13 protein-coding genes are annotated in these 21,864 nt (G+C 73.3%); 2 read left to right on the forward strand and 11 right to left on the reverse strand.

Annotation, left to right across the window (positions count from 1 at the left end; genetic code table 11):
• Positions 1 to 602: 602 nt before the first annotated feature.
• Complete coding sequence (gene mptB, locus FRANEAN1_RS00885) at positions 603 to 2,501, reverse strand: polyprenol phosphomannose-dependent alpha 1,6 mannosyltransferase MptB (RefSeq protein WP_012157629.1); 1,899 nt, start codon at positions 2,499 to 2,501, stop codon at positions 603 to 605.
• 41 nt (positions 2,502 to 2,542) lie between these two features.
• Between mptB and FRANEAN1_RS00890 the strand changes: the two genes are divergently transcribed.
• Complete coding sequence (locus tag FRANEAN1_RS00890; RefSeq protein WP_012157630.1) at positions 2,543 to 4,282, forward strand: membrane protein; 1,740 nt, start codon at positions 2,543 to 2,545, stop codon at positions 4,280 to 4,282.
• Positions 4,283 to 4,325: 43 nt separating this feature from the next.
• Here the strand turns inward: FRANEAN1_RS00890 and FRANEAN1_RS00895 are convergent, their stop codons facing one another.
• The 6 genes from FRANEAN1_RS00895 to FRANEAN1_RS00920 form a co-directional block, all read right to left on the reverse strand.
• Entirely contained in the window at positions 4,326 to 6,287 is a 1,962-nt protein-coding gene (locus FRANEAN1_RS00895; protein WP_012157631.1) for an NAD-binding protein, read from the reverse strand.
• Between the two features lie 139 nt (positions 6,288 to 6,426).
• Positions 6,427 to 8,109: a protein phosphatase 2C domain-containing protein gene (locus tag FRANEAN1_RS00900; protein WP_012157632.1), complete on the reverse strand. Its 1,683-nt coding sequence runs from the start codon at positions 8,107 to 8,109 to the stop codon at positions 6,427 to 6,429.
• A gap of 291 nt (positions 8,110 to 8,400) precedes the next feature.
• A complete protein-coding gene (locus tag FRANEAN1_RS00905; protein WP_041253531.1) occupies positions 8,401 to 9,813 on the reverse strand; it encodes a metallophosphoesterase family protein in 1,413 nt (470 codons plus the stop codon).
• Between the two features lie 340 nt (positions 9,814 to 10,153).
• The gene (locus FRANEAN1_RS00910; RefSeq protein ID WP_012157634.1) at positions 10,154 to 12,658 is read right to left on the reverse strand and encodes an ATP-dependent Clp protease ATP-binding subunit; all 2,505 of its coding nucleotides are present in this window, start codon (positions 12,656 to 12,658) and stop codon (positions 10,154 to 10,156) included.
• 568 nt (positions 12,659 to 13,226) lie between these two features.
• Positions 13,227 to 14,261, reverse strand: coding sequence for a Fe-S oxidoreductase (locus FRANEAN1_RS00915; protein ID WP_049795867.1), 1,035 nt, complete (start codon positions 14,259 to 14,261; stop codon positions 13,227 to 13,229).
• Positions 14,262 to 14,957: 696 nt separating this feature from the next.
• Positions 14,958 to 16,376 (reverse strand): AAA family ATPase, encoded by a 1,419-nt coding sequence (locus tag FRANEAN1_RS00920; RefSeq protein ID WP_012157637.1) that lies wholly within the window; start codon positions 16,374 to 16,376, stop codon positions 14,958 to 14,960.
• A gap of 149 nt (positions 16,377 to 16,525) precedes the next feature.
• On the opposite strand from FRANEAN1_RS00920, the gene FRANEAN1_RS00925 reads away from it, so the two are divergent.
• On the forward strand, positions 16,526 to 17,062 hold the full coding sequence (locus tag FRANEAN1_RS00925) for a flavoprotein (protein WP_012157638.1): 537 nt from the start codon (positions 16,526 to 16,528) through the stop codon (positions 17,060 to 17,062).
• A 9-nt stretch (positions 17,063 to 17,071) separates the two neighbouring features.
• Here FRANEAN1_RS00925 and FRANEAN1_RS00930 read toward each other — a convergent pair whose 3' ends face one another.
• The 4 genes from FRANEAN1_RS00930 to FRANEAN1_RS00945 all read right to left on the reverse strand — a co-directional run bounded on the left by FRANEAN1_RS00930 (position 17,072) and on the right by FRANEAN1_RS00945 (position 21,863).
• Entirely contained in the window at positions 17,072 to 18,043 is a 972-nt protein-coding gene (locus tag FRANEAN1_RS00930) for an SGNH/GDSL hydrolase family protein (RefSeq protein WP_012157639.1), read from the reverse strand.
• Positions 18,044 to 18,220: 177 nt separating this feature from the next.
• The gene (locus FRANEAN1_RS00935; RefSeq protein ID WP_012157640.1) at positions 18,221 to 18,982 is read right to left on the reverse strand and encodes a type III pantothenate kinase; all 762 of its coding nucleotides are present in this window, start codon (positions 18,980 to 18,982) and stop codon (positions 18,221 to 18,223) included.
• A 59-nt stretch (positions 18,983 to 19,041) separates the two neighbouring features.
• Positions 19,042 to 20,070 (reverse strand): carboxylating nicotinate-nucleotide diphosphorylase, encoded by a 1,029-nt coding sequence (gene nadC / locus FRANEAN1_RS00940; protein ID WP_012157641.1) that lies wholly within the window; start codon positions 20,068 to 20,070, stop codon positions 19,042 to 19,044.
• Positions 20,067 to 21,863, reverse strand: coding sequence for an L-aspartate oxidase (locus FRANEAN1_RS00945; protein ID WP_012157642.1), 1,797 nt, complete (start codon positions 21,861 to 21,863; stop codon positions 20,067 to 20,069). The genes nadC and FRANEAN1_RS00945 overlap by 4 nt, the downstream gene beginning before the upstream one ends.
• Position 21,864: the final 1 nt, after the last annotated feature.

Here is a 21,864-nt window from a genome sequence, read left to right on the forward strand (position 1 = left end):
CGGCCTGCAGATCGAGGCGGTGCCGGCCACCCCGTTCGTCGTGGCGCGGATGCTCGGGATCGGCTCCGCCCCGGAGTACTCCTACGGGTCACTCCAGTTCGACGGCGGGCTCGCCAGGGCAGTGGCGACGGCCTGCTCGCTCGCCGAGGTGATCGTGATCGCCGCCGCAGTCCTGTGGTGGTGGGCGCGGCGGTCCCCTGGTCGGGCCGTGGACGCCTCCCCCCGGCCGGGCGGGGACGGTTCGATGGACACGGAGGGCACATCGTCGGTTGCCGGGCGTGGCCTCGCGCTGGTCCTGCTGATTGTGATCACCTCGCGGGTGCTCAGCCCGCAGTACCTGGTCTGGCTGCTCGTCCTCGCCGCCGCCGTCCGCCCGTCCACCGCCGGCGCCGAGCGTGTGCGGGCCGAGTCATCGGACCACTCCGGGAGCACAGGCGGCCGGCTCGGGTGGTCCGGGTGGCGTGGGCGGAAGGTCGACGCGGCGGGGCTGCTCGCCGTCTGCGCTGTGCTGTCGCAGGTTGTCTACCCGTGGCGCTACAACGACGTCGTGCAGGGGCGGGTCGTCGGCGGGCTGCTGCTGGTCGCGCGCAACGCCGTGCTCGTCACCGCGGCCTGGTACGCGCTTCGGGCCGCGGCGCGGGAATCGTCCGGCGACGGACAGTCGTCCGGCGACGGACCGCCGGCACAGTCGCCGCCGACACCACTGCCGCCAACACCACCACCAGGGCAGCGCCGAGCAGCGGGTCGGCCCGGCCGAGCAGTCGCCAGGTGGCGGCGAGCGGCGACAGCGTCGCGAGGCACAGCCAAACCGACGTGACGGCGATCAGCCCGACGGCCGCGCGGGTCTGCCGTCCGGGCGGGGATGGGGCGAGTGCGACCAGCGCGGCCAGGAACGGCACGCTCAGAGCGAGATACCACGGGTAGACCACGGGGGAGCCGAGCACCAGGGCCATCCCCCCGAAGCCCACGACAACCAGGTCGTCCCGGCGGCCGGGCTCCGGCCCGGTCGGCCTGACGGCGTCGGGCGTGATCGGCCGGGTGGCCTGCGCCGCCGGTCGTGCCGCCAGTCGCGCCGTCGCTCGTGCCGGCCAGGTCCGCAGCGCGAGCCAGACGACGGTCAGGCCGACAGCGGCCAGCACGAGGGCGCGGGTGGCGCCGAGCACGGCGTCGGAGCCTCCGGGCCACTCGAGGCCGACGATCCGCGGCGCCAGGTCGACGAGGGTCGCGAAGACCGAGGCGGGCGCGATGCCGGTCTCGAGCTTGCCCGAGGTGGCCAACGCGCCTATCCAGGTCGGCCCGAATCCGCCTGCGGCCATCCCGACCAGCAGAGCCAGGGCCGCCGCCACGGTGTCCGCGGCGAGCGCCGTCCCGATCGCCGCCGCGCGCCGGCCGGGCCGCCCGGTGGCCGCGGTCGGTCCGGAGTGCCAGGCATCGCGGACGTGGACGAAGACCAGCCAGCCGGTGCCGAGGAACGCGGTGGCCTTCACGCTGCCGGCAAGACACGCGAAGGCCACCGCGGTGGCGCCGAGAGCCCAGCTGGGAGCGCGACCGGTCCCCCGGCCGTGACCGGCCACCCGGCCACGGTCGATCACCAGCGCCGCGACGAGCAGCGCGGCGGCGAGGGCGTCCAGGTGCGCGCCGCCGACCAGATGAATGATCACAAACGGGTTCGCCGCCAGCAGCGCGAGCACGATCGCCACCGTCCGACCAGAACGGCACCGACCAGAACGGCCACTCTGGTCCGCTCGGTGCGGGCCGCCGGGCAGCCTCAGGGCCAGGGCGACCAGGAGCACGGTCGAGATCAGGGCGACCACCCGCAGCGCGGCGACCGTCCCGGCCGCGCCGGTCCCGAGCAGGTCACCGAGCGCCGCGCACGCGCGTTCGACACCCACCCCCAACCCCCCGTAGGGGGCGTGTGTGTCGCGCCACCGCGGATCGACCGCGGCGATGAACAGATCCCCGCTCGCCTCCCGCGAGAGCAGGCTGTTGATGCCGTGCGTCGCCGGGTCGAGACCGTGCCGGGCGAGCTCGCCCTGGGCGGCGTAGGCGTAGACGTCCCGGCTGAACAGCGGCGGTCCCACCGCGAACGGGACGGCCCACGCGAGCGCGGCGGCGCCGGCCGCCCGCGGCGAGATCGTCCCGCGGCGCGCGCGTGCCAGCAGGAGCAGCCAGCTCAGGCAGAGCCCGATCACGGCCAACCCGGCTGTGGCGGCAAGCACGCCCCTGGCCGTGTCCGCGGGCTGTCCGGATGGGAGAATTCCCCACCAGGACGACGGGTCGGCCACTTCAGGATCTCGCGGCCCGAGCCGAGCCTCACTGATCATGGCGAGCGCGGCGGCGATCGCGCCGGCCAGGATCAGCCGCCACGCGGGCCGGTCGCCGCCCCCTCGGTCGACGCGGCCGTGCCGCTCGGGATGGGATGGTCCCACGAGCTCGGCGGGGCCGTCCGCCCGAACGGCCGCGCCCCGACGGGCGGCCCGTGGGTCGCCCTGGGTGGTCACGGCGCCGGACGGACCGGCGGCGGAAGGTGGGGAGGTGGCGGGTGGGTCTGCTCGCGACGCCCGAACCACCGGTCGGAACCACCGTGGACGCCCCGGCCGCGTCGGGGATCCCCCGGCCGGGCGGAACCGGGCGTCGCCACGACTCACTCGCACAGACCTCCTGCCTCGCCGTGGGACCCCGTCGCCGCAACAGGCTGGTCGAGGGGGCCGTGACCCTGGGTACGGCGGTGCGGCGGCGCCCCTGGCTGCTGACCGCCGTCCTGTGCCTGATCTGCGTGTGCCTCGATGTGACCGGCCCCGACACCCCTGCCCAGGAGTATCGGGTGTGGCTGTTCGAGCACGGCGGCGCGGTGCTGTGGGACGACGGCTGGTACGGCGGCCATACGATACCGGGCTACAGCGTCCTGTTCCCCCCACTGGGCGCCCTCCTGGGCGTGCAGGCGGTGGGGGCGCTCGCGTGCGTCGCGTCGACCGTCGCCGTCACCAGGCTGTTGCGCGGGCCGGGGGTGCGCCGCGGTCAGGACCTGCCGCTGCTGTGGTTCGCGGTGGCCACCGTGGCCAATCTGGTGGTCGGCCGGATGCCCTTCGCGCTCGGGATGGCCTTCGGCGCGGTCGCGCTGGTCGGGGCGCGCGAGCGCCGGGTGTGGCTGGTGTGGGCCGGGGCGGTGCTGTCCTCGCTGGCCTCGCCGTTGGCCGCCGGGTTCGTGCTCATGGTGGGGCTGGCGCTGGCGCTGACCGGGTCGCTGCCACGCCGCGTGATCCTCGCCTTCGGCGGGGCCGGAGCCGGGATCATCGTCGCCCTCGCCTTCCCGGAGGAGGGCTACCAGCCCTTCCCTGCTGTGACCTTCCTGTCGTTGCTCGCCCTGATCGGTGGCGGGCTGCTCCTTGTTCCGAAGGAGCACCGGGCGGTCCGTAACGGGCTGTTGCTGTGGGCGGGCGCGGCGATCGTGTTCTTCTTCGTGCCCACCCAGGTCGGGGGGAACATCACCCGTCCGGCGACGCTTCTCGCCGGTCCCGCCGCCGCGGTGTTCCTGGCCACCCGGCCGCGGGCGCTCGCGCTGGTCGCCATCCCGTTGATCGGATGGCAGATCGGGCCCATCCACGGCGCTTTCGTGACTCATGGTGATCCGTCCGCCGCTCCCGGGTACTACACCGACCTGCTGGGCTACCTTGACAACGGCGGGCCGGTACCGGCCGGGCGGGTCGAGATCCCCTTCACCCAGGCGCACTGGGAGGCCCGGTACGTCGCCCCGAAGCTGCCCATGGCCCGGGGCTGGCTTCGTCAGCTCGACAGCAAGTACAACGCCCTGTTCTACGACGGGACGCTCACCGCCGAGACCTACCACGAGTGGCTGCTGGCCCGCGGCGTCACGTATGTCGCGCTGCCCAACGTCGACCTCGACCCGTCCGCGGTCGCCGAGGCCAAGCTGCTCCGGTCCGGCCTGCCCTACCTGGAGCTGGCCTGGCAGAACGCCGACTGGAAGGTCTGGCTGGTCCGGGATTCGCCCGGCCTCGTGCGGGGCCCGGCGACCCTCACCGAGCTGGGCGTCAGCTCCGTCGCGGTGTCGTTCGCCAGCCCGGGGGTCGCCACGGTCCTGGTGCACTACACGCCGTACTGGCAACTGACTGAGGGCGACGCCTGCGTGTTCCGGGCCGCTGGAGGCTGGACGGGCATCCTCACCCAGTCGGCCGGCGCCGTGCGCCTGTCCGCCCGGCTCTCCGTGGACGGCCTGACCCGGGCCAGCGCCCTCGACTGCCCGGCCGACCACCGCCTGCACTGACGCAGCGGGTCCAGCCAGGCGAGCGGGTCAGCCGGGTGGGCGGTCAGTCGGGTGGGCGCGGTGTCATCCGCACGATGCGCAGGCCGGCTGTGGCCAGCACCTGGGGCATATTGCGCACCACGTCGCGGTCGCGGTCCTGGTCCGCCGGGGAGAGCTGCTCCCAGTCGACGAGGGACGGGTGACGCGGATCGGAGCCGCCCCGCTCCACCGGCCCGTACCGCACCCCGCGGCTCTCCCGCTCGCGCCGCCAGCGGGCATGCTCCGCCTGGGCGAGCTCCTCCAGCTCCTCCGGCGTGAAGACGAACTCCGGGTCGTGCTCCCCGGCCGGCATCAGCATCCAGTTCCGCCGGCGCAGGACGTCGCTGTACCCGATCGCCTGCGCCAGGTTGGCGGCCCGCAGATCGTCGTCCAGCTCGTCCCAGGGGCGCAGGCTCCGCCGCGAACGCAGGACCGCGCCGCCGGTCATCTCCTTGAACAGGTACTTCTCGTGGATGATCCGCGCGAAGCGCTCGATGAGGTCGTTCGCCCCGGGATCGAGGGGCAGCGCCTCGTCGTTGACCGCGAAGAACCGCAACCCGCCCTGGACGTCGTCCAGCAGCGCACCGCCGCCACGCCGCCCCGGGCCGGGCGGCGGCGGGACGGGCGCGTCCGGGTCGTCGTCGGGGCCGTCCGGGTCGGGCGCCTCGCGCGGGCCGAAGACGTCCTCGAAGCTGCGCTGCCGGCCGGTGCGCACGACGACCCGGGTGCCATGCTCGCCGAGGCTGGCGGCGCCCAGCGTGCGCGCCACCTCCAGCCCGCGCAGCAGCGCCTCCTCCTCGTCGCCGTGGCAGACGTAGACGAACTCCGGCGGGACGGTCCGGGCGCCCTCGACCGGGTCGTCGAGCTCGAGGACCGCCACGGGCAGCTCCCCGGACGGACTGTCGTTGGCCAACAGCTCGACCCGGGCCAGCGCCGGCTCCCGCGAGCGCATGGCCGCGGCCTCGACGGTCGCGTTCCGCCCCGACAGGACGATCCGCAGCGGTGGCGAGCCGGGCGAGCTGTAGTCGCGCCAGCGCCGCGCCAGCTCCATCACCACGGCCTGGCCCAGGTCGGACAGCCCGAGAACGACGACCGGCGCCGGGCGCGCCCGCAGGTCGGGAAACTCGTCCGGCCGGGCCCAGGCGGGCGCGTTGCCGTTCAGCATGGCGTGCGCGCCGAGCACCTCCACCGCGAAGAAGTCGAGGCGGAAGCCAGGGTCGTTCTCCAGGCCGATGCGGCGGGCCCGCAGGTGCGGCAGCAGCGAGAGGTCGCCCACCTGGGCCAGGCAGCGCAGCGGATGGTCCAGCCGGGCGGAGGAGATCCGGCGGCTGCCGGCCCGGCTGGTCCGCACGACGCCACGGGCGGTGAGCGCGACGGCGAGGTTGGAGGCGGTGTCGTCCAGGCAGCTGTAGACGACGTCGGCCCGCATGATCCCCGCGCTGGCCAGGACGAGCCGCTCCACCGGGTCACCGATGACCCGCAGCAGGTTCGGGGGCCGCTCCGCGTCGGGATACTCCCGCTCGGCGTCCTCGGCGACGAGCACGACCCGGCTGTTCCCGACGAGCTTGTCCACGAGCGCGGAGGCGGTCGGCCCGGTGCCGCAGACGATGACATGCCGGTGCGCGTGCCGGGCGCGGAACCGTTCGAACCGGTGCGCGAACAGGGTGCTGGCGGCGTCGGCGACACCGACGGCCGTCGCCAGCGGGGCGAGGAAACGGGCGATCTCCAGCGCCGGGGGGAACTGCCCGCCGTTCTCGAACATCGTGCCGTCGGCGAGGAAGAGCGTCGAGGCGAAGAAGATCACGTTCGCCCAGGTGAACGTCTCGGGCTCCGCGGAGAAGTGCTGGTACGAGCCGATGAGGCTCAGCACGAGGGCGATCAGCCCGAGCACGAGGAACGTGCCGAGCAGGTGGCGGCGCAGCCATCGGCCGATCCGCCCCATCCGGCCGAACAGCAGCGTCGCGTAGAGCCGCGCCGCCCGCGCCACCACCCCTCCCAGCAGGTGGCGCGGGTCCAGTACCCGGGCGAGCCGGCCTAACCGGCCCGGTCTGCCGGGCGGACCGGGAGGACCCGGACCGCCCGACGGACCTCGGGAACCGCCGGCGGTCACTCCGGGCGGTGAGCCGTCATCGCGCCGACGGCTCCGAGACCAGGTCGGCGACGACAATGGTCGTGTCGTCGCGGGCGCCGGCCAGCAGCGCCGCCTCGACCAGGGCGTCCGCGGCCCGCTCCGGTGGTTCCGGGCCGAGCTCGGTCATCAGCCCCAGCAGCTGCTCCGGGGTCATCACCTTCGTGATGCCGTCACTGGCGAGGATCACCCGGTCACCGGACCGCACCGCCTCGCGCAGGATGTCGGCCTCGATCCGGTCGGCCAGGCCTATGGCGTTGAGCAGCGGGCCGTTCTTGATGGCGTGCGGCGTCGTGACCTGGCGCGGTCGGCCCTTCTGCGGCTGCAGCCAGACGGAGCTGTCGCCGACGTGGGCGATGAACAGTGTCTCGCCCGTCGACTGCTGGCGGCCGAGGATGACCACGTCGAGGGTGCAGGCCATGCCTCGCCAGGACGGCTCCTGCCGGGGCTTCTCCCGCACGACCTGGTTCGCCCGGGCGACCGCCTGGCGCAGCCCGTCGGCCGGGTCCTCGGCGTACTGGGGACGGAACCCGGCCACCGTCGTGACCGTCAGCGTCGAGGCGATCTGGCCGGCGGCCTCCCCGCCCACGCCGTCGGCGACGGCGAGCAGGCCGTCGGACACGACGTAGGCGTCCTCGTTGGGGCCGCCGCGCTTGCCGCGCCGGGTGCGGCCGGCCGCGGCCAGCCGCAGGGCGGGAGCCGTGGTCTGGGCCGGCTCGGCCGCGACCAGACCGGGCGCGGAGGGGTCGGGGGTGGGCACGGTCGGCGCGGTCGAGCCGATCCGCATCGTCTCGCCGGCCGTCGGGTCGGGGTAGGAGGCCGGTCCGGAGTACCCCGACGGCCCCTGGTGCGGGAAGCCCCCGGCGAGCGGGTCGCGGTCGTCGACCGCGAGCCGGTAGGCGGCGTCGTCCGTCTCGCCATGGTGCGGGCGCCCGCTGGGGGGCGGAGTCCACCCGGTGGCGTCCGGGTCTCGGCTGTCGTTCATGTAGGTGTCCCTGCCGCCTGAGTCGAGTCCACTCACGTCGATACCCCCCGTGCCGTGGGCACCGGCGTGGGGCCCGTCGGGCTGTGCGGCTCCGGCGAAGTACGCCCCCGCAGGGGACGGATCCGCCGGGGCCGCGCCGGTATCGGCGCGTGACGTGTACGCGCCACCGATATTGTGACCTCCGGTCCCGCCGCTTTCCGTAGCGGACGCGACCGTGTCGGTGTCATTCGCTGTACTTCCCGCCGTGCCGGGAGGCCCGTGGCCGGGATCGCGCAGACTGTCGATGCGGGTGGCGTCGGCGTCGCCCCACCCGCTGTCGCCCCAGGCGGAACCGTCACTCCAGGCGGAGCCGGTGTCCGGGCCCGGATCGGCCGCGCCGCCGGTGCCGCGGCTCGTGCCGTCCGCGGCCTGCGCCACCTCCACCGCGGCGGGAGCGCTCGCGGGCGCGGTGAAGCCGGGCACGACGCCGTCTGGTGACTGCGGGTCCGGCGCGCGCGTGTCCGGCGCGGCCGGAGCCGGCGGCTCCGGGGCGTCGCGCAGCGGGATGCTGCCGGGCCGCGAGCGTCTCGTCTCCAGCGAGCGCTTGCGCCCGGATCCGTAGCCGGTGCGTGGTGCGCGACTGGACAGGACGACGAAAACCACCGCGCCCACCAGAAGCACCACGATGAGCATGATCGGTACCAGTGAGCTACCCATGGCCTCCGTCCCCGCCACGACAACCCGATCACGCTATAGGACGTGTCGGCAGCCGTCTCCATACATAACCAAAGGCAACAACTCGGCGAAGACCGGGCCGGTGTCAGGACTGCGACAGAAAGCGGCTGATTCCACCGGTGCCGTGTCAGGGGCCTGCCGGTCACCGGCAGCAGGTGTCGGGTTCCCGTCCGTATCACCCAAAGGTCAGTATCGCCGGAAGTGCGGCGTCACCGGAAGGGCCTGTCGATCCCGAAAACGGGTCGGGATGTGGCGCCGAGCGGGCGCGGCGGATCAGGTCGCGTCGGCGCGCGGGCGGGCGAGGGTGAAGGTGTCGAAGGGCACGGGCACGGCGTCCGCCGAGTCGTAGACGGTGACCTGGATGCGGGTCGTCCCGCCCGGCTCGCCCGGATCGACCGTGAGCGCGGCGAACGCGTACGGATGCTCGGGGAAGCGGGCCGCCAGCCACGGAGCCGGCTCGACCGCACGGATCGAGGAGCGCTGCCGCTGCCCGGGCTCCCGCTCCCGCACCCCGACGACCACCCGGCAGGCCGGCGGGTCGAACAGCTGCCCGGCCGACGGCGTGGACGAGCCGCCGGTGCCGATCAGCATGTGCACCGTCCCGGCGGACGTGTCGAGCGTGGCAGTACCGCCCCCGCCGCCCCCCGCGACGGACACCGAGCCCGGGACCGGCCGCGGGGTCAGCGTCGTGCTGCCGTCCACAACCCCCCGTAGCGGGTGTGTGCGCTCGTAGTGGTGTTCGTGCCCGGAGATCACCAGGTCGACGCCGTACTGGTCGAACAACGGCAGCCAGGCCTCGCGCAGGCCGAGGTCCGCGCCGTTGTGGAACTCCGCTGTGGAGACTGCTGCCTGGTGCAGGGCCACGATGATCCAGTCGACCGCCTGGTCCGCCCGGGCCTCGGCCAACTGCCGCTCGAGCCAGGCGGTCTGCCGACCCGAGCTGTAGCCGTGCAGGTAGACGCGGCCGGCGTCCTGGTAGCAGACGTCGTCGCCGCTGAGCACGACGAACCGTACGCCACCCACTGTGAAGGCGTACCAGAGGCCGGCCAGGTAAGGCTCCTCACCGTTGTCCGGCGGCTGGAAGTAGGTCTGGTAGGCGGCGAGGCCCAGCGCTCCGTTTCCCCGCTCGGTCTCGTGATTGCCGACACTCGGCATCCACGGGCGGCGCGCGGCCGAGGTGCTGATCATCGCGAACCAGTCCGCCCAGGCCCGCGGCGGGACGTCGCTGACGTTCGAATAGGCCAGATCGCCGTCGACCAGGGTGAACAGCGGGTCCACCCGCTCGACGCCGGCGACGAGCGCGCCGGAGGCCGGCGTGCCGAACGGGTTGTCGGACGCGTCGGTGCCGTGATCGCCGAAGCAGGCGAAGGTGAAGGCGGCCCGGCCGCGGGGGGCCGTCCGGAACGACGCCCGGCCCACCTCGCGGACGACCCCGGCCGCCGTGGTCTGGTACGTGATCTCGTAGGTGTACTCGGTGTCCGGCGCCAGCTCGTCCAGCAGCGCGTGGTGCGCGTAGATCTCCCACCCGGTGGCCGCGTCCGTGTACGACCTGGTGCCGGCCTCGACCTCGCGGACTGCCTCGGCGGTGCCCGTGACCACCCGGGCCAGCGGCCGGACGACGGGCTCCCGGGTGATCCAGGAGACCACCATCGACGTCGCCGGATCCGCGCCGAAGGCGAGGTGCACCCCGTGCTCGGCGTGCGACGGCCCTCCGCCGGGCCGCGGCGGGGCGTCGCGTGGTGCGGCGTCGCGTGGTGCGGAGGCCGGCGACTCGGAGGATCGTGACCGGGAACGTCGTGGACCGCGAAGGCTGTGAGGCATGACTTCCGGTGGCTACGGCTGGCTACGGCTGGCTACGGGGCTGGCTGCGAATGGCTACGGCTGGTTGCTGATGGCCGCTCACGCCGAAGGGCGGCTGCGCTGGCGCGCAACCGCCCTTCGGATGGGTCTGGCCCGGGTGGGCGACGGCCCGCTCCAAGGCGGAACCTGCCGTCACCTCACGCGCTGGGCGTCCTGCGGCCCGATGTCACTCGCTGGACTTGGCGAGGTCGATCGGCGGGGAGTCCGGCACCGAGTTCGGCTTCGGCTCGCCGCGGAAGACGAACTTCGCCTCCTCGCCCTCACCCTCGACGTCGCCGACCACGATCTCGCCGGGACGCAGCGTCCCGTACAGGATCTTCTCGGACAGGATGTCCTCGATCTCCCGCTGGATCGTCCGGCGCAGTGGCCGGGCGCCGAGCACCGGGTCGTAGCCACGCTTGGCGAGCAGGGCCTTGGCGGCCGGCGTGAGCTCCAGCGCCATGTCCTTGTTCTTCAGCTGGCTGTCGACCCGGGCGAGCATGAGATCCACGATCTGGATGATCTCGTTCTCGGAGAGCTGGTGGAAGACGATGATGTCGTCGATCCGGTTGAGGAACTCAGGCCGGAAGTGCTGCTTGAGCTCGTCCTGGACCTTCGCCTTCATCCGCTCGTAGTCGACCGCGCCCTGGCCGGTGGCGAACCCGATGCCGGGGCCCTTGGAGATGTCCCGGGTGCCCAGGTTCGACGTCATGATCAGAACGGTGTTCTTGAAGTCGACCAGCCGGCCCTGGGAGTCGGTCAGGCGACCGTCCTCCAGGATCTGCAGGAGCGTGTTGAAGACGTCCGGGTGGGCCTTCTCGACCTCGTCGAAGAGGACCACGGAGAACGGCTTGCGCCGCACCCGCTCGGTGAGCTGGCCGCCCTCCTCGTACCCGACGTAGCCGGGCGGGGAGCCCACCAGCCGCGAGACGGTGTGCTTCTCCATGTACTCGGACATGTCGAGCTGGATGAGCGAGTCCTCGTCGCCGAAGAGGAACTCCGCCAGCGTCTTCGACAGCTCCGTCTTACCGACACCGGACGGGCCGGCGAAGATGAACGAGCCGCCGGGGCGCTTCGGGTCCTTCAGCCCGGCGCGGGTGCGCCGGATCGCCTGGGAGACGGCCTTGATGGCCTGCTCCTGGCCGATGACCCGGCGGTGGAGCTCGTCCTCCATGCGGAGCAGACGCGCGGTCTCCTCCTCGGTGAGCTTGAAGACCGGGATGCCGGTCCAGATCGCGAGGACCTCCGCGATCTCCTCGTCGCCGACCTCGGCGACGACGTCCATGTCGCCGGCCTTCCACTCCTTCTCCCGCTTGGCCTTCTCGGCCAGCAGGGTCTTCTCCTTGTCGCGCAGCGACGCGGCCTTCTCGAAGTCCTGCGCGTCGATCGCGGACTCCTTGTCCCGGCGGACGTTCGCGATGCGCTCGTCGAACTCCCGCAGGTCCGGCGGAGCGGTCATCCGGCGGATGCGCATCCGGGAGCCGGCCTCGTCGATCAGATCGATGGCCTTGTCCGGCAGGAACCGGTCGGAGATGTAGCGGTCGGCCAGGGAGGCCGCGGCCACCAGGGCGGCGTCGGTGATCGAGACGCGGTGGTGCGCCTCGTACCGGTCGCGCAGGCCCTTGAGGATCTCGATGGTGTGCGCCACCGACGGCTCCGCGACCTGGATCGGCTGGAACCGCCGCTCGAGAGCGGCGTCCTTCTCCAGGTGCTTGCGGTACTCGTCCAGCGTGGTCGCGCCGATCGTCTGCAGCTCCCCGCGCGCCAGCATGGGCTTGAGGATGGAGGCGGCGTCGATCGCGCCCTCGGCGGCACCCGCACCGACGAGCGTGTGGAGCTCGTCGATGAACAGGATGATGTCGCCGCGGGTGCGGATCTCCTTGAGGACCTTCTTCAGCCGCTCCTCGAAGTCACCGCGGTAGCGGGACCCGGCGACGAGCGCGCCGAGGTCGAGGGTGTAGAGCTGCTTGTCCTTCAGGGTCTCGGGGACCTCGCCCTTGACGATCGCCTGCGCGAGCCCCTCGACGACGGCGGTCTTGCCGACGCCGGGCTCGCCGATCAGGACGGGGTTGTTCTTCGTCCGGCGCGACAGCACCTGCATGACGCGCTCGATCTCCTTCTCGCGCCCGATGACCGGGTCGAGCTTGGACTCACGAGCGGCCGCGGTGAGGTTGCGGCCGAACTGGTCGAGGACCAGCGAGGTCGACGGCGTTCCCTCGGCCGGGGCGCCGGCGGTCGCCGGGTCACCCTTGCCCTGGTAGCCGGACAGGAGCTGGATGACCTGCTGACGGACCCGGTTGAGGTCCGCGCCGAGCTTGACCAGCACCTGGGCGGCGACGCCCTCGCCCTCGCGGATCAGGCCGAGCAGAATGTGCTCGGTGCCGATGTAGTTGTGGCCGAGCTGGAGAGCCTCACGCAGGGACAGCTCGAGGACCTTCTTGGCCCGGGGCGTGAACGGGATGTGCCCGCTCGGCGCCTGCTGACCCTGCCCGATGATCTCCTCGACCTGTGACCGCACACCCTCGAGCGAGATCCCGAGCGACTCGAGGGCCTTAGCGGCGACGCCCTCGCCCTCGTGGATCAGGCCGAGCAGGATGTGCTCGGTCCCGATGTAGTTGTGGTTGAGCATCCTGGCCTCTTCTTGGGCCAGGACGACGACCCGACGTGCCCGGTCGGTGAACCTCTCGAACATGTGCGCTCCTTCGAGCTGCGACCGACCACACGACAGCCGGTATCCGCATGCTAGCTCCGCCGAGGCATGTCCTCACGCATCGAACAGAAACCTACCCGCCGGAACCGTCCCCCTCGTCGGGGACGGCGTCGCGGCCGGATTGCCGGCCGACCAGCGGAGACGTTCATCGCAACCGTGGCCGACCAGGCGTGATTCCGTCACGTGGTTCCGCCAAGAGCGGAACGACATGGTGACCCCGACAGTCCGTGGCCGGGGCTCGACGGGCAGATGATCAGAACTTGTAACCGGAGCCGCGATGCTCCGGGGACGGTGGCGGGAACGGGTGTCTGGGGCCCTGGCCACCGGCTGGACCCGAATCCAGCACTACCGACGGTAACCGATATTCAGGTGGCCCTTCGGTGTGATTCAGGCCACGTTGAGACCACGTCTGCCCAGGTTGCGTGCGCCCAAGCCCAGATCCGACCAGAGCGCATCCCACCGGAGCGCGTCCGACCAGACCACGTCCGACCAGACCACGTCCGACCAGACCACGTCCGGCCTCGCTCGAGCCTGCCCCGTGGATGTCGGCTCACACCGCCAGACCGCCGGGACCCTGGGTGTCGATCCACTCCCGGAGCCGGTTCTCGCGCTCCTCGGCGGCCACGAACGGACACGCCGTGCAGAACTCGGCGGTGACCCGGTGCGCCAGGCAGCACGAGCCGCGCCGCATGCCCGTGTACGGCCGGCCGTGATGGACGAACTGCTGCCAGGTCGGTCTCGCCCGCAGCGGCGGTGACGCGCTCGCGAAGAAGGCGTCCGCCTCCAGGCGGCCGGCGTGTGGATCACCACTCACCCGTTCGGTGAGAAGAAAGGCACGGCCGCACTGCGCGGCGACGGCGCCCCACAGCGCCGCGTGGCCGAGACGGGCCCGCGGGCGCAGGTCGGCAAGCACGGGCTCGAGGTGGCCGACGATCTGGCTCACCAGCCGCGCGCGCAGCGTCTCGACGTCGGCCACGGCCTCCACGACCTCGATCGGGTCGTCCGCTGTGATGCCCTCGGGGTAGCCGACGCTATCCGGGTAACTGGCGCTGTCCGGGGGGCCGACGCTGTCCGGGTAGCGGTCGTAGGTGCCGGCCGGGAGCACCTGTTCGGTGACGGGGCCGCCGGCCTGGGCGATCAGTTCTGATGCAATCCGCGCTGGCACCGGCGCCGTCAGGACGGGATCCGAGTACATGATCGTCATCCGCCGCGTTCGGAACGCGGTGGCGTCGAACCAGCCGCCTTCGCGACAGTGCACCGAGATCCCGGCCGGGTCGAGGTCGGGGACCCGGCGGGTGAGGACGAACGCGGTGACGGCCGGCCCGACGATGGTCGCCGCATACCAGGCGGTGAGGTAGCTGACGGCAACCTCGGCGCTGGCCTGGTGATGATCGCGGATGACGCCGAGCGCCGCGTCCAGCCCCGCGGGGCTGCGCAGGTCGGTGGCGTCGATCCAGCCGTCGGCCGGCTCGGGCGACCCGGCGATCGCGTGGCGGTGGTCGAGGGCCGGGGCCACCGCTCGCAGGGTGGAGCCGAAACCCGCCAGGCCGACGGGCCGGGTCGCGCAGTTCTGGGCCGGAATCATCTGCGTGGTCCGGCAGTCGATCGCGCCGCCACCGTCACGCTGGGCGGGCGGGCCGGGCACGGCGTCGCGGACAGGGTCCTCGTCGGGAGGACTGTCACCGGGAAGGCCGCCGCTGGCCCGGGGTGTGACCGGAGAGGCGTTGCGGAAGACATGGTGTTAGGTAAGCCTAACTTGACCGTCTCCGTCAACTCGGCGTCGCCCACCCGCCGCTGCGCCGAGAACATCGCGGCTGGTCCCGGGCTCGCCGGCCGGCAAGATGGATTCGTCACAGTCCGCCGAAGGTTTGGCGCGCGTGATGTCCGGGTTCACCCGGAAACGTCCGCTACCCAGCCGCGTCCGCCCTGGTGGACCCGGCCCGACCGCCGACGGCTCGGCGGACGGGCCCGCCGGGTGCCACCTTCTATCTTCTTCGCCTGCCCCGCGCGCAGGACCACTGAACCGACCGCGGACGGATTCGCCGTGGCCGACCTACGCGACTGGGCAACTCGGCGACCTGTGACCGATCTGACCTGTGACCCAACTGACCTGTGACGCGCCTGACCCGAGACTGACCCGACCCGGGGCCGCGTCCACGAGATCAGCAAGTGAGGCTGACCTTATACCCCGCGCCCTCGGCGGTCCGGCTCATCACAGTGGGAGACCGGGGTGGCGCCGACCCGACCTGCGCCACGGTTCCCTGATCCGGAATTAGCCGAGTCAGCCGGCGCGGCCGGGGTGGGGGCGGTCGGGGTGGGGGCGGTCGGGACGCACCCGGGGCATGGCGACGGTGGGTGGCAGCCCCGGCGGCAGGGGAGCGGCCATCGAGACCGGGCCGACGGAGTCCGGGCTGATGGAGACGCTCGCGGCCGGGCCGTCGGCGATCGCCGTGCGCGGAGCGGTCTCGCTCCGGGCGAGAGGAACCCGGCTCAGGGCCACCTCGGCGTCGGGGCCGAGGGCCGGGCGCGGACCGCCTCCCGCCCCGAGACCTACCGTGAGGCCTGCAGTGGGACCTGCCATGGGACCTGCCGCCGGACCTGCCGTGGGGCTCGTGCCCGGCGGCCGTCCACCCACGGGGCGGTGATCCACCCGAGGCGCCGGCTCCAGCTCCCGGGGACCGGGCCGCCGCTCGGCCTCGGCCATCCGGCGCGCGATCCGGACGGCCAGCGTGGAGAAGTCGCGGTAGGCGCGCTGTGTGGTCTGCAGGTGGCTTCCGACGATGCCGTCCGACGGGCGCAGCGCGAAGACCGGCCGCCGGGCGAGCTGCGCGAGCGGCATGAGGCTGCGGTAGTGCTGCACCTGGGCCAGGCAGTGCTGATCGACGGCGATGTCGACCGGCACCCGGGGAGCGACGCCGAGGACCTCCTGGGCGTAGACCGTCGGCATGCGGGAGATCCAGCGGCTGTGCGCGCGCGACGGCCGGTCGGAGCGCCCGTGCGGTGTCAGCATGACGTAACCGAGGGGGCGCATACCGCCACCTGGCAGGCCTGTGACGTCACGCGGGGCCCGGGCCAGCCGGTCGGCCCAGCCGTCGCGCCACGCCCGCAGGGCCGGGCCGAGGTTGCGCAGGCCCTGCATGCTGAACAGGTCCGGGGCGAGCGGGACGACGACATGGTCGCTGGCCACCAGGGCGGCCCGGTTGATCACGCCGAGATTCGGGCCGACGTCGATCACCACGATCTCGACGTCGTGCAGGTCGGCCACCGCGCGCACCAGCCGGCCCAGCGCGCTCATGACGCGGAAGGCCCGGGGGTTGCCGGGCCCCTCGAGGCAACGTGGCCAGGCCTGCGAGAGCTCGTCCTCGAAGCCGGAGAGCTCCAGGTCGCCGGGGAGCAGGACGAGGTTGTCGCCGACCAGCTGGCCGGGCGCGGGCGCGATGTCGCCGGTGCCCTCGATCAGCGGGCGCAGCATCCCGTGGATGGTTCGCGCCGGTGCGGCGGACCGCCGGGCCTCGGGGTGCCACAGGCGTTCGAGCGTGTCCTCGTCCAGGAAGGAGGCGGTCAGGTTCGCCTGTGGGTCGAGATCAGCCGCGAGGACGCGCCGGCCGAGGTCGGCGTACATGTTCGCCAGGTGGTAGACGAGGGACGTCTTGCCCACGCCGCCCTTGTTGTTGAAGAACGCGACCACTGCGGCGGACATGCGCCTCCCCGTCGTCGACCGGAGGATCCCGCGGCCCCGGTCGTCCATAGTCGCACGGACGAGACATTCTTCCCGCAGTCGGCGCGCTCGCGGTGCCGATTCGGCAAGTCCGCGGGACGAGACGGCGCGGCCACCGAGACTTGGCAGCCATGACGACCTCACCGCGAGTGCTCTACCACGTCGTGTGCGCGGCGCTGCCCGCGCTGGCCGCCGCGGACTTCGCCACCGAGGCCCGCCGGGACGGCTGGGACGTGTGCGTCGTGACGACGCCGCGGGCCGCCGCCTGGCTGGACCTGCCTGCCCTCGCCGCGGCCACGGGACATCCCGTGCGCACCGACTACAAGTTTCCGGGCCAGCCCGACGTCCTCCCGCCGCCGGCCGCCTTCGTGGTGGTCCCGGCGACCTTCAACACGATCAACAAGTGGGCGGCCGGCATCGCGGACACCCTCGTGCTGGGGCTGCTCACCGAGGCGCTCGGCCTCGGTCTCCCGGTCGTCGCGGCGCCCTGCCTGGCGGAGCCGCAGGCGGCCCATCCGGCCTTCGCGGCGTCGTGCCGCACGCTGCGCGGCGCCGGCGTGCGGCTGCTCGACCGCTGGACGGCGCGCGATCCCGGCCTGGCCGCCGGCGGCTGGGAGACGGCCGACACCCACCGGGTGCTCGCCGAGCTCCGGTCCGCCGCGGGCTGACGCCAGCCGTCAGCGGTCGTCGAAGAGGGCCCTGTGGACGGTTTTCGCCAGGGCCTCCTGGCCGGCCCGGGTCGGATGGGCGCTGAGACTCCGGCTCGCGCCGAAAAGGCCGATCGGATTCACCCAGGAGTCCTTGGTGCACATTTCATGCCCGCGCAGGGACCGATCGGTCGATACGTACTCGACACCGGCGTCGGACGCCGCTCTGCGGATAGTCCGGTTGAGCGCGTTGTTCAGGCTGGCGAGCTGGCGGCGCTCACTCTTGTCGAGCCATCGGCAGGTGTTGTCGCTCTGGGACCGCGGAACGACGGTGGGATACCCGACGACCACGATCCGGGAGTGCGGCGCCGCGGCCTTCACCTCTTTGTAGGTGGCGACCAGGACGTCGGGAAGCACGTCCTCGACGTAGTCCCGCCGGCGGCGGTCGTCGCCGTCCCAGAAGCACTTCCATGCGACACAGCTGAACATGACCTGGCTGAACCCGGCGTCGTTGCCGCCGATGGTCAGCGTCACCACGTCCGGTGGGGTCGGCAGGGCGCGCAGCTGTTCGAGCTGGGGCGGGGAGCCCCGCTGAGGCTTGGTCATCGCCTCTGTCGTCGCGCCCCCGCACGCCGCGTGCAGGACGTTGGTGGCCGGCGGGTCGAGGGTGGCGAGCAGCCGTGGCCACGCCCCGGCGCTGCGGCGGCAGCTCGCGAAGGCCGCTTCGAACGGGGGCGTTCCCTCACCGGAGGAGTACGAGTCGCCCAGCGCGGCCACGGTCAGCGTTCCCGGGGCCGCGGTCGCCGCCCCGGCCGTCCCCATCGGTGTCCCGAGGAGAACGAACAGTGCGGCCGAGACGAACAGTACCGTCCAGGTGAACGGCGCTGTTCGGTTGAACGTCGCTGTTCGGTTGAACAGTGCCGTCCGGCCGTGCCGGCCGTGCCGGCCGCGCCGGCCGCGCGGGCCGCCGAATCGTGAGGTCGCCCCCGTGCTGTGCCGCATGAGGGAAAGGCTAACCCGGGCACGCCGGTGCCGGACGGTTTCCTGCCCGGAACGGGGATGTAGCTGGCGGCGCGCCACCGGATTACCGCGGAGTCCGGCTGTTCCGTCCGGGGGCGCCCGGATGGTTGTCGGAAATCCGATAGAGACGGCGCGGACCGGGTCTTCCCGGACTTCACCTCAGCGCGGTTCGGTGTTCTTCTCGAAGACAAGCCGCAGCCCGATCAGGGTCAGGTGCGGCTCGTGATTGTCGAGGGTCTCGCTCTCCTTGATCACCAGCGGGGCCAGGCCGCCGGTGGCGATCGTGGTGGCCGGTGTGCCCAGCTCGGCCCGGATGCGGCGGACCAGCGCGTCCACCTGGCCGACGACGCCGTAGATCATCCCGGACTGCAGTGCCTCGACGGTGCTCTTGCCGATCACCGAACGGGGGGTGGTCAGCTCGACGTTGCGCAGCTGCGCGGCACGGGAGGCCAACGCGTCCAGCGCGACCTCGATGCCCGGCGCGAACGCCCCGCCGAGGAACTCGCCCCGCGCGGACACCACGTCGATGTTCGTGGCCGTGCCGAAGTCGACCACGATCGCCGGGCCGCCGTAGAGGTGGTGGGCGGCCAGTGTGTTCATGATCCGGTCGGCGCCGGCCTCCTTCGGGTTGTCGATCAGGATCGGCACCCCGGTGCGGGTGCCGGGCTCGACGACGACGGTCGGCATCGCCGGGAACGTCCGGCTGACCATCCGGCGGATCTCCCGGAGGGCGGCCGGCACGGTGGAACACACCGAGACACCGCCGATCGGGTGGTCGCCGAGGAGGCCGCGGTAGAGCCAGCCCAGCTCGTCGGCGGTCGCTCTCGGGTCGGTGCGGACCCGCCACGAGTTGGCGAGCTGATCGCCGTCGAAAACACCCAGCACGGTGTTCGTGTTGCCTACGTCGATCGTCAGCAGCATGTTTCGGCCGTCCAGGGTCTGTCCGCTCGGGGGGGTGGGGTGCGCGCGGTGCGCGGGCGTCAGCGGGGAGCCGGCACCGCGAGGTCGAAGCCGAGGTCCAGCGCGGGCGCCGAGTGGGTGAGCCCGCCGACGGCGAGGAAGTCGACCCCGGTGGCGGCCACCGCGGCGGCCACGTCGAGGGTGAGCCCGCCGCTCGCCTCCAACAGGACCCCGGCCGGCCGGGCGACGGCGACCGACGCGCGCAGCTCGTCCAGGGACATGTTGTCACAGAGGATCAGGTCGGCTCCGGCGCCGACCGCCTCGACGACCTGCTCGACGGTGTCGCACTCGACCTCGACGGGCAGGTCCGGGTACCGGGCGCGCACCGCGGTGAACGCCGCCGCCACGCCGCCGGCCGCGATCACGTGGTTGTCCTTGACCAGAGCGGCGTCGGCCAGCGACATCCGGTGGTTGCGCCCGCCGCCGCAGCGCACCGCGTACTTCTCCAGCGCGCGCAGCCCGGGCAGGGTCTTGCGGGTGTCGCGGACGGCCGCGCCGGTGCCGGCGACCGCGTCGGCCCACAGCCGGGTCACACTGGCCACCCCGGAGAGGTGGCAGAGCAGGTTGAGCGCGGTCCGCTCGGCGGTGAGAAGCCCACGAACGGGACCACGCACCCGGAGCACCTCCGTGCCCGGAACGACCCGGTCCCCGTCGGCGAGCGTCGGCGTCACGGTGACCGCGGCGCCGAGCAGCACCTCGAACACGGCCGCGGCGACCGGCACGCCCGCCACCACGCCGTCCGCCCGGGAGACCACGGAACCGGTACTGGTCAGCGCCGCGTCCACGGTCGCCGCGGACGTCGCATCGACCGCCCAGGCCGGCTCGCCCACCTGCGGGGCCGCCTCACCACCTGGCGGGGCTGCCTCATCCACCGGCCGGGGCGCCCCGCTGACCTGCGGGGACGTGGCCACGGGAAGATCCTCGGCGAGGGCCCGACCGATCACGTCGAGGACCGCCGCCGCCTCCAGCCCCGCGGACTTCAGCCCCGCGAGGACGGCGGCCGAAAGCTGGTCGGGGCCGAGCGGCGGCCCCGGCCGCCCGCCACTCACGCCGACCGCGCCTGGGACGCCGCCGACCGGCCCGACGGAGCTGACGGGGCTGACGGGGCCTGCGACCGGGCCGACGGGCCCTGCGCCGCGCGTGCCCCGTTCGACCGTTCCTCGGCCGGCGGTGCCTCGTAGGTCACGATCAGCTTCCCCTCCTGATCCAGCCTGGTCAGCACATGCCCGCGCCAGTGCTCGTCGTCGCGGGCGCCGAAGTCCTCGCGCCAGTGGCAGCCGCGGGTCTCGGTGCGCAGCTCCGCCGCCGCGACCAGCGCGGTCGCCACCGTGCGCAGGTTCGTCATCTCCCAGGCCGCCGGCCCGGCCTGCACGGTCGCCCCGCTGACCCGCAGGTCACCGAGGCCGGCAAGCATCTTGGACGTCGCCCGCAGGCTCTCGGCGCTGCGCAGGACGCCCGCCCCGTCGGTCATCACCCGGGCCAGGTCACCGCGCTCGGTCGGATCGGTCAGGCCCGATCCCCGCGCGCCCGTCGGCTCCCCGGTGGACGGCGTGCCGCCGGGTCCGTCCACCGGGCGGACCCCGGGCAGCCCGGCGATGTGCTCGGCGATTCGCGCCGCGAACACCAGCCCCTCCAGCAGGCTGTTGGACGCCAGCCGGTTCGCCCCGTGCACCCCCGTGCAGGCGACCTCCCCGCACGCGTACAGCCCGGGGACGCTCGTGCGCCCCCACACGTCAGTGCGGACCCCGCCACTGGCGTAGTGCGCCGCCGGGGCCACCGGGATCGGCATGGTCACCGGGTCGATGCCCGCGGCCCGGCACCGGGCGGTGATGGTCGGGAACCGGCGCAGGAGCGTCTCGGTGCCCAGGTGGCGGGCATCGAGGAACAGGTGGCGCACCCCCTGCTCGGCCATCACCCGCGACATCCGCTTCGCGACGACGTCCCGGGGCGCCAGGTCGGCCAGCGGGTGGACGCCGGCCATCACCCGCCGGCCGGCCGCGTCCACCAGCAGCGCGCCCTCGCCGCGCATAGCCTCGCTGACCAGCGGCTGCTGGCCCGACTCGTGCTCAGGCAGCCACAGTGCCGTCGGATGGAACTGGACGAACTCCAGGTCGGTCACGACCGCCCCGGCACGCAGGGCGAGCGCCACACCGTCGCCGGTGGAGACCGCCGGATTGGTCGTCGACGCGAAGATCTGCCCCATGCCACCGGTGGCCAGGACGATCGCGCGTGCCGTCACGGCGCCGACGCCGTCCCGGCTGCCCTCGCCGAGCACGTGCAGCGTGGCTCCGACCGCCCGCCCGCCTCGGTCCGTGAGCAGGTCGAGGACGAGCGCGTGCTCGAGCACCTCGATGGACGGGTCGGCGCGCACGGCGGCGATCAGTGCGCGCTCCACCTCCAGCCCGGTGGCGTCGCCACCGGCGTGCGCGATGCGATCGCGCAGGTGGCCGCCCTCGCGGGTGAGTGAGAGCGCCCCGTCGGGCTCCCGGTCGAACCGGGCGCCGAGCGCCGCGAGCTCCCGCACCCGGGCGGGACCCTCGGTGACCAGGATGTCGACCGCCACCGGGTCGCACAGGCCGACCCCGGCCACGAGGGTGTCGCGGTGGTGCTCGGCCGGGGAGTCCCCGACGCCCAGGGCCGCGGCGATGCCGCCCTGGGCCCAGCGGGTCGATCCGGCGTCCAGCAGGGCCTTGGTGACCAGCAGGACGCGGCTGTCCGGGCTCGCCGCGCGCGCGTGCAGCACGGTGGTGAGCCCGGCGACCCCGGACCCGATGACCACGATGTCGGCGTGCCTGGTCCAGCCCGGACGGGGCGCGCCGAGTCGGTGCGGAAGAACAGGCACC

The sequence above is a fragment of the Parafrankia sp. EAN1pec genome (assembly GCF_000018005.1).
GTDB lineage: Bacteria > Actinomycetota > Actinomycetes > Frankiales > Frankiaceae > Parafrankia > Parafrankia soli.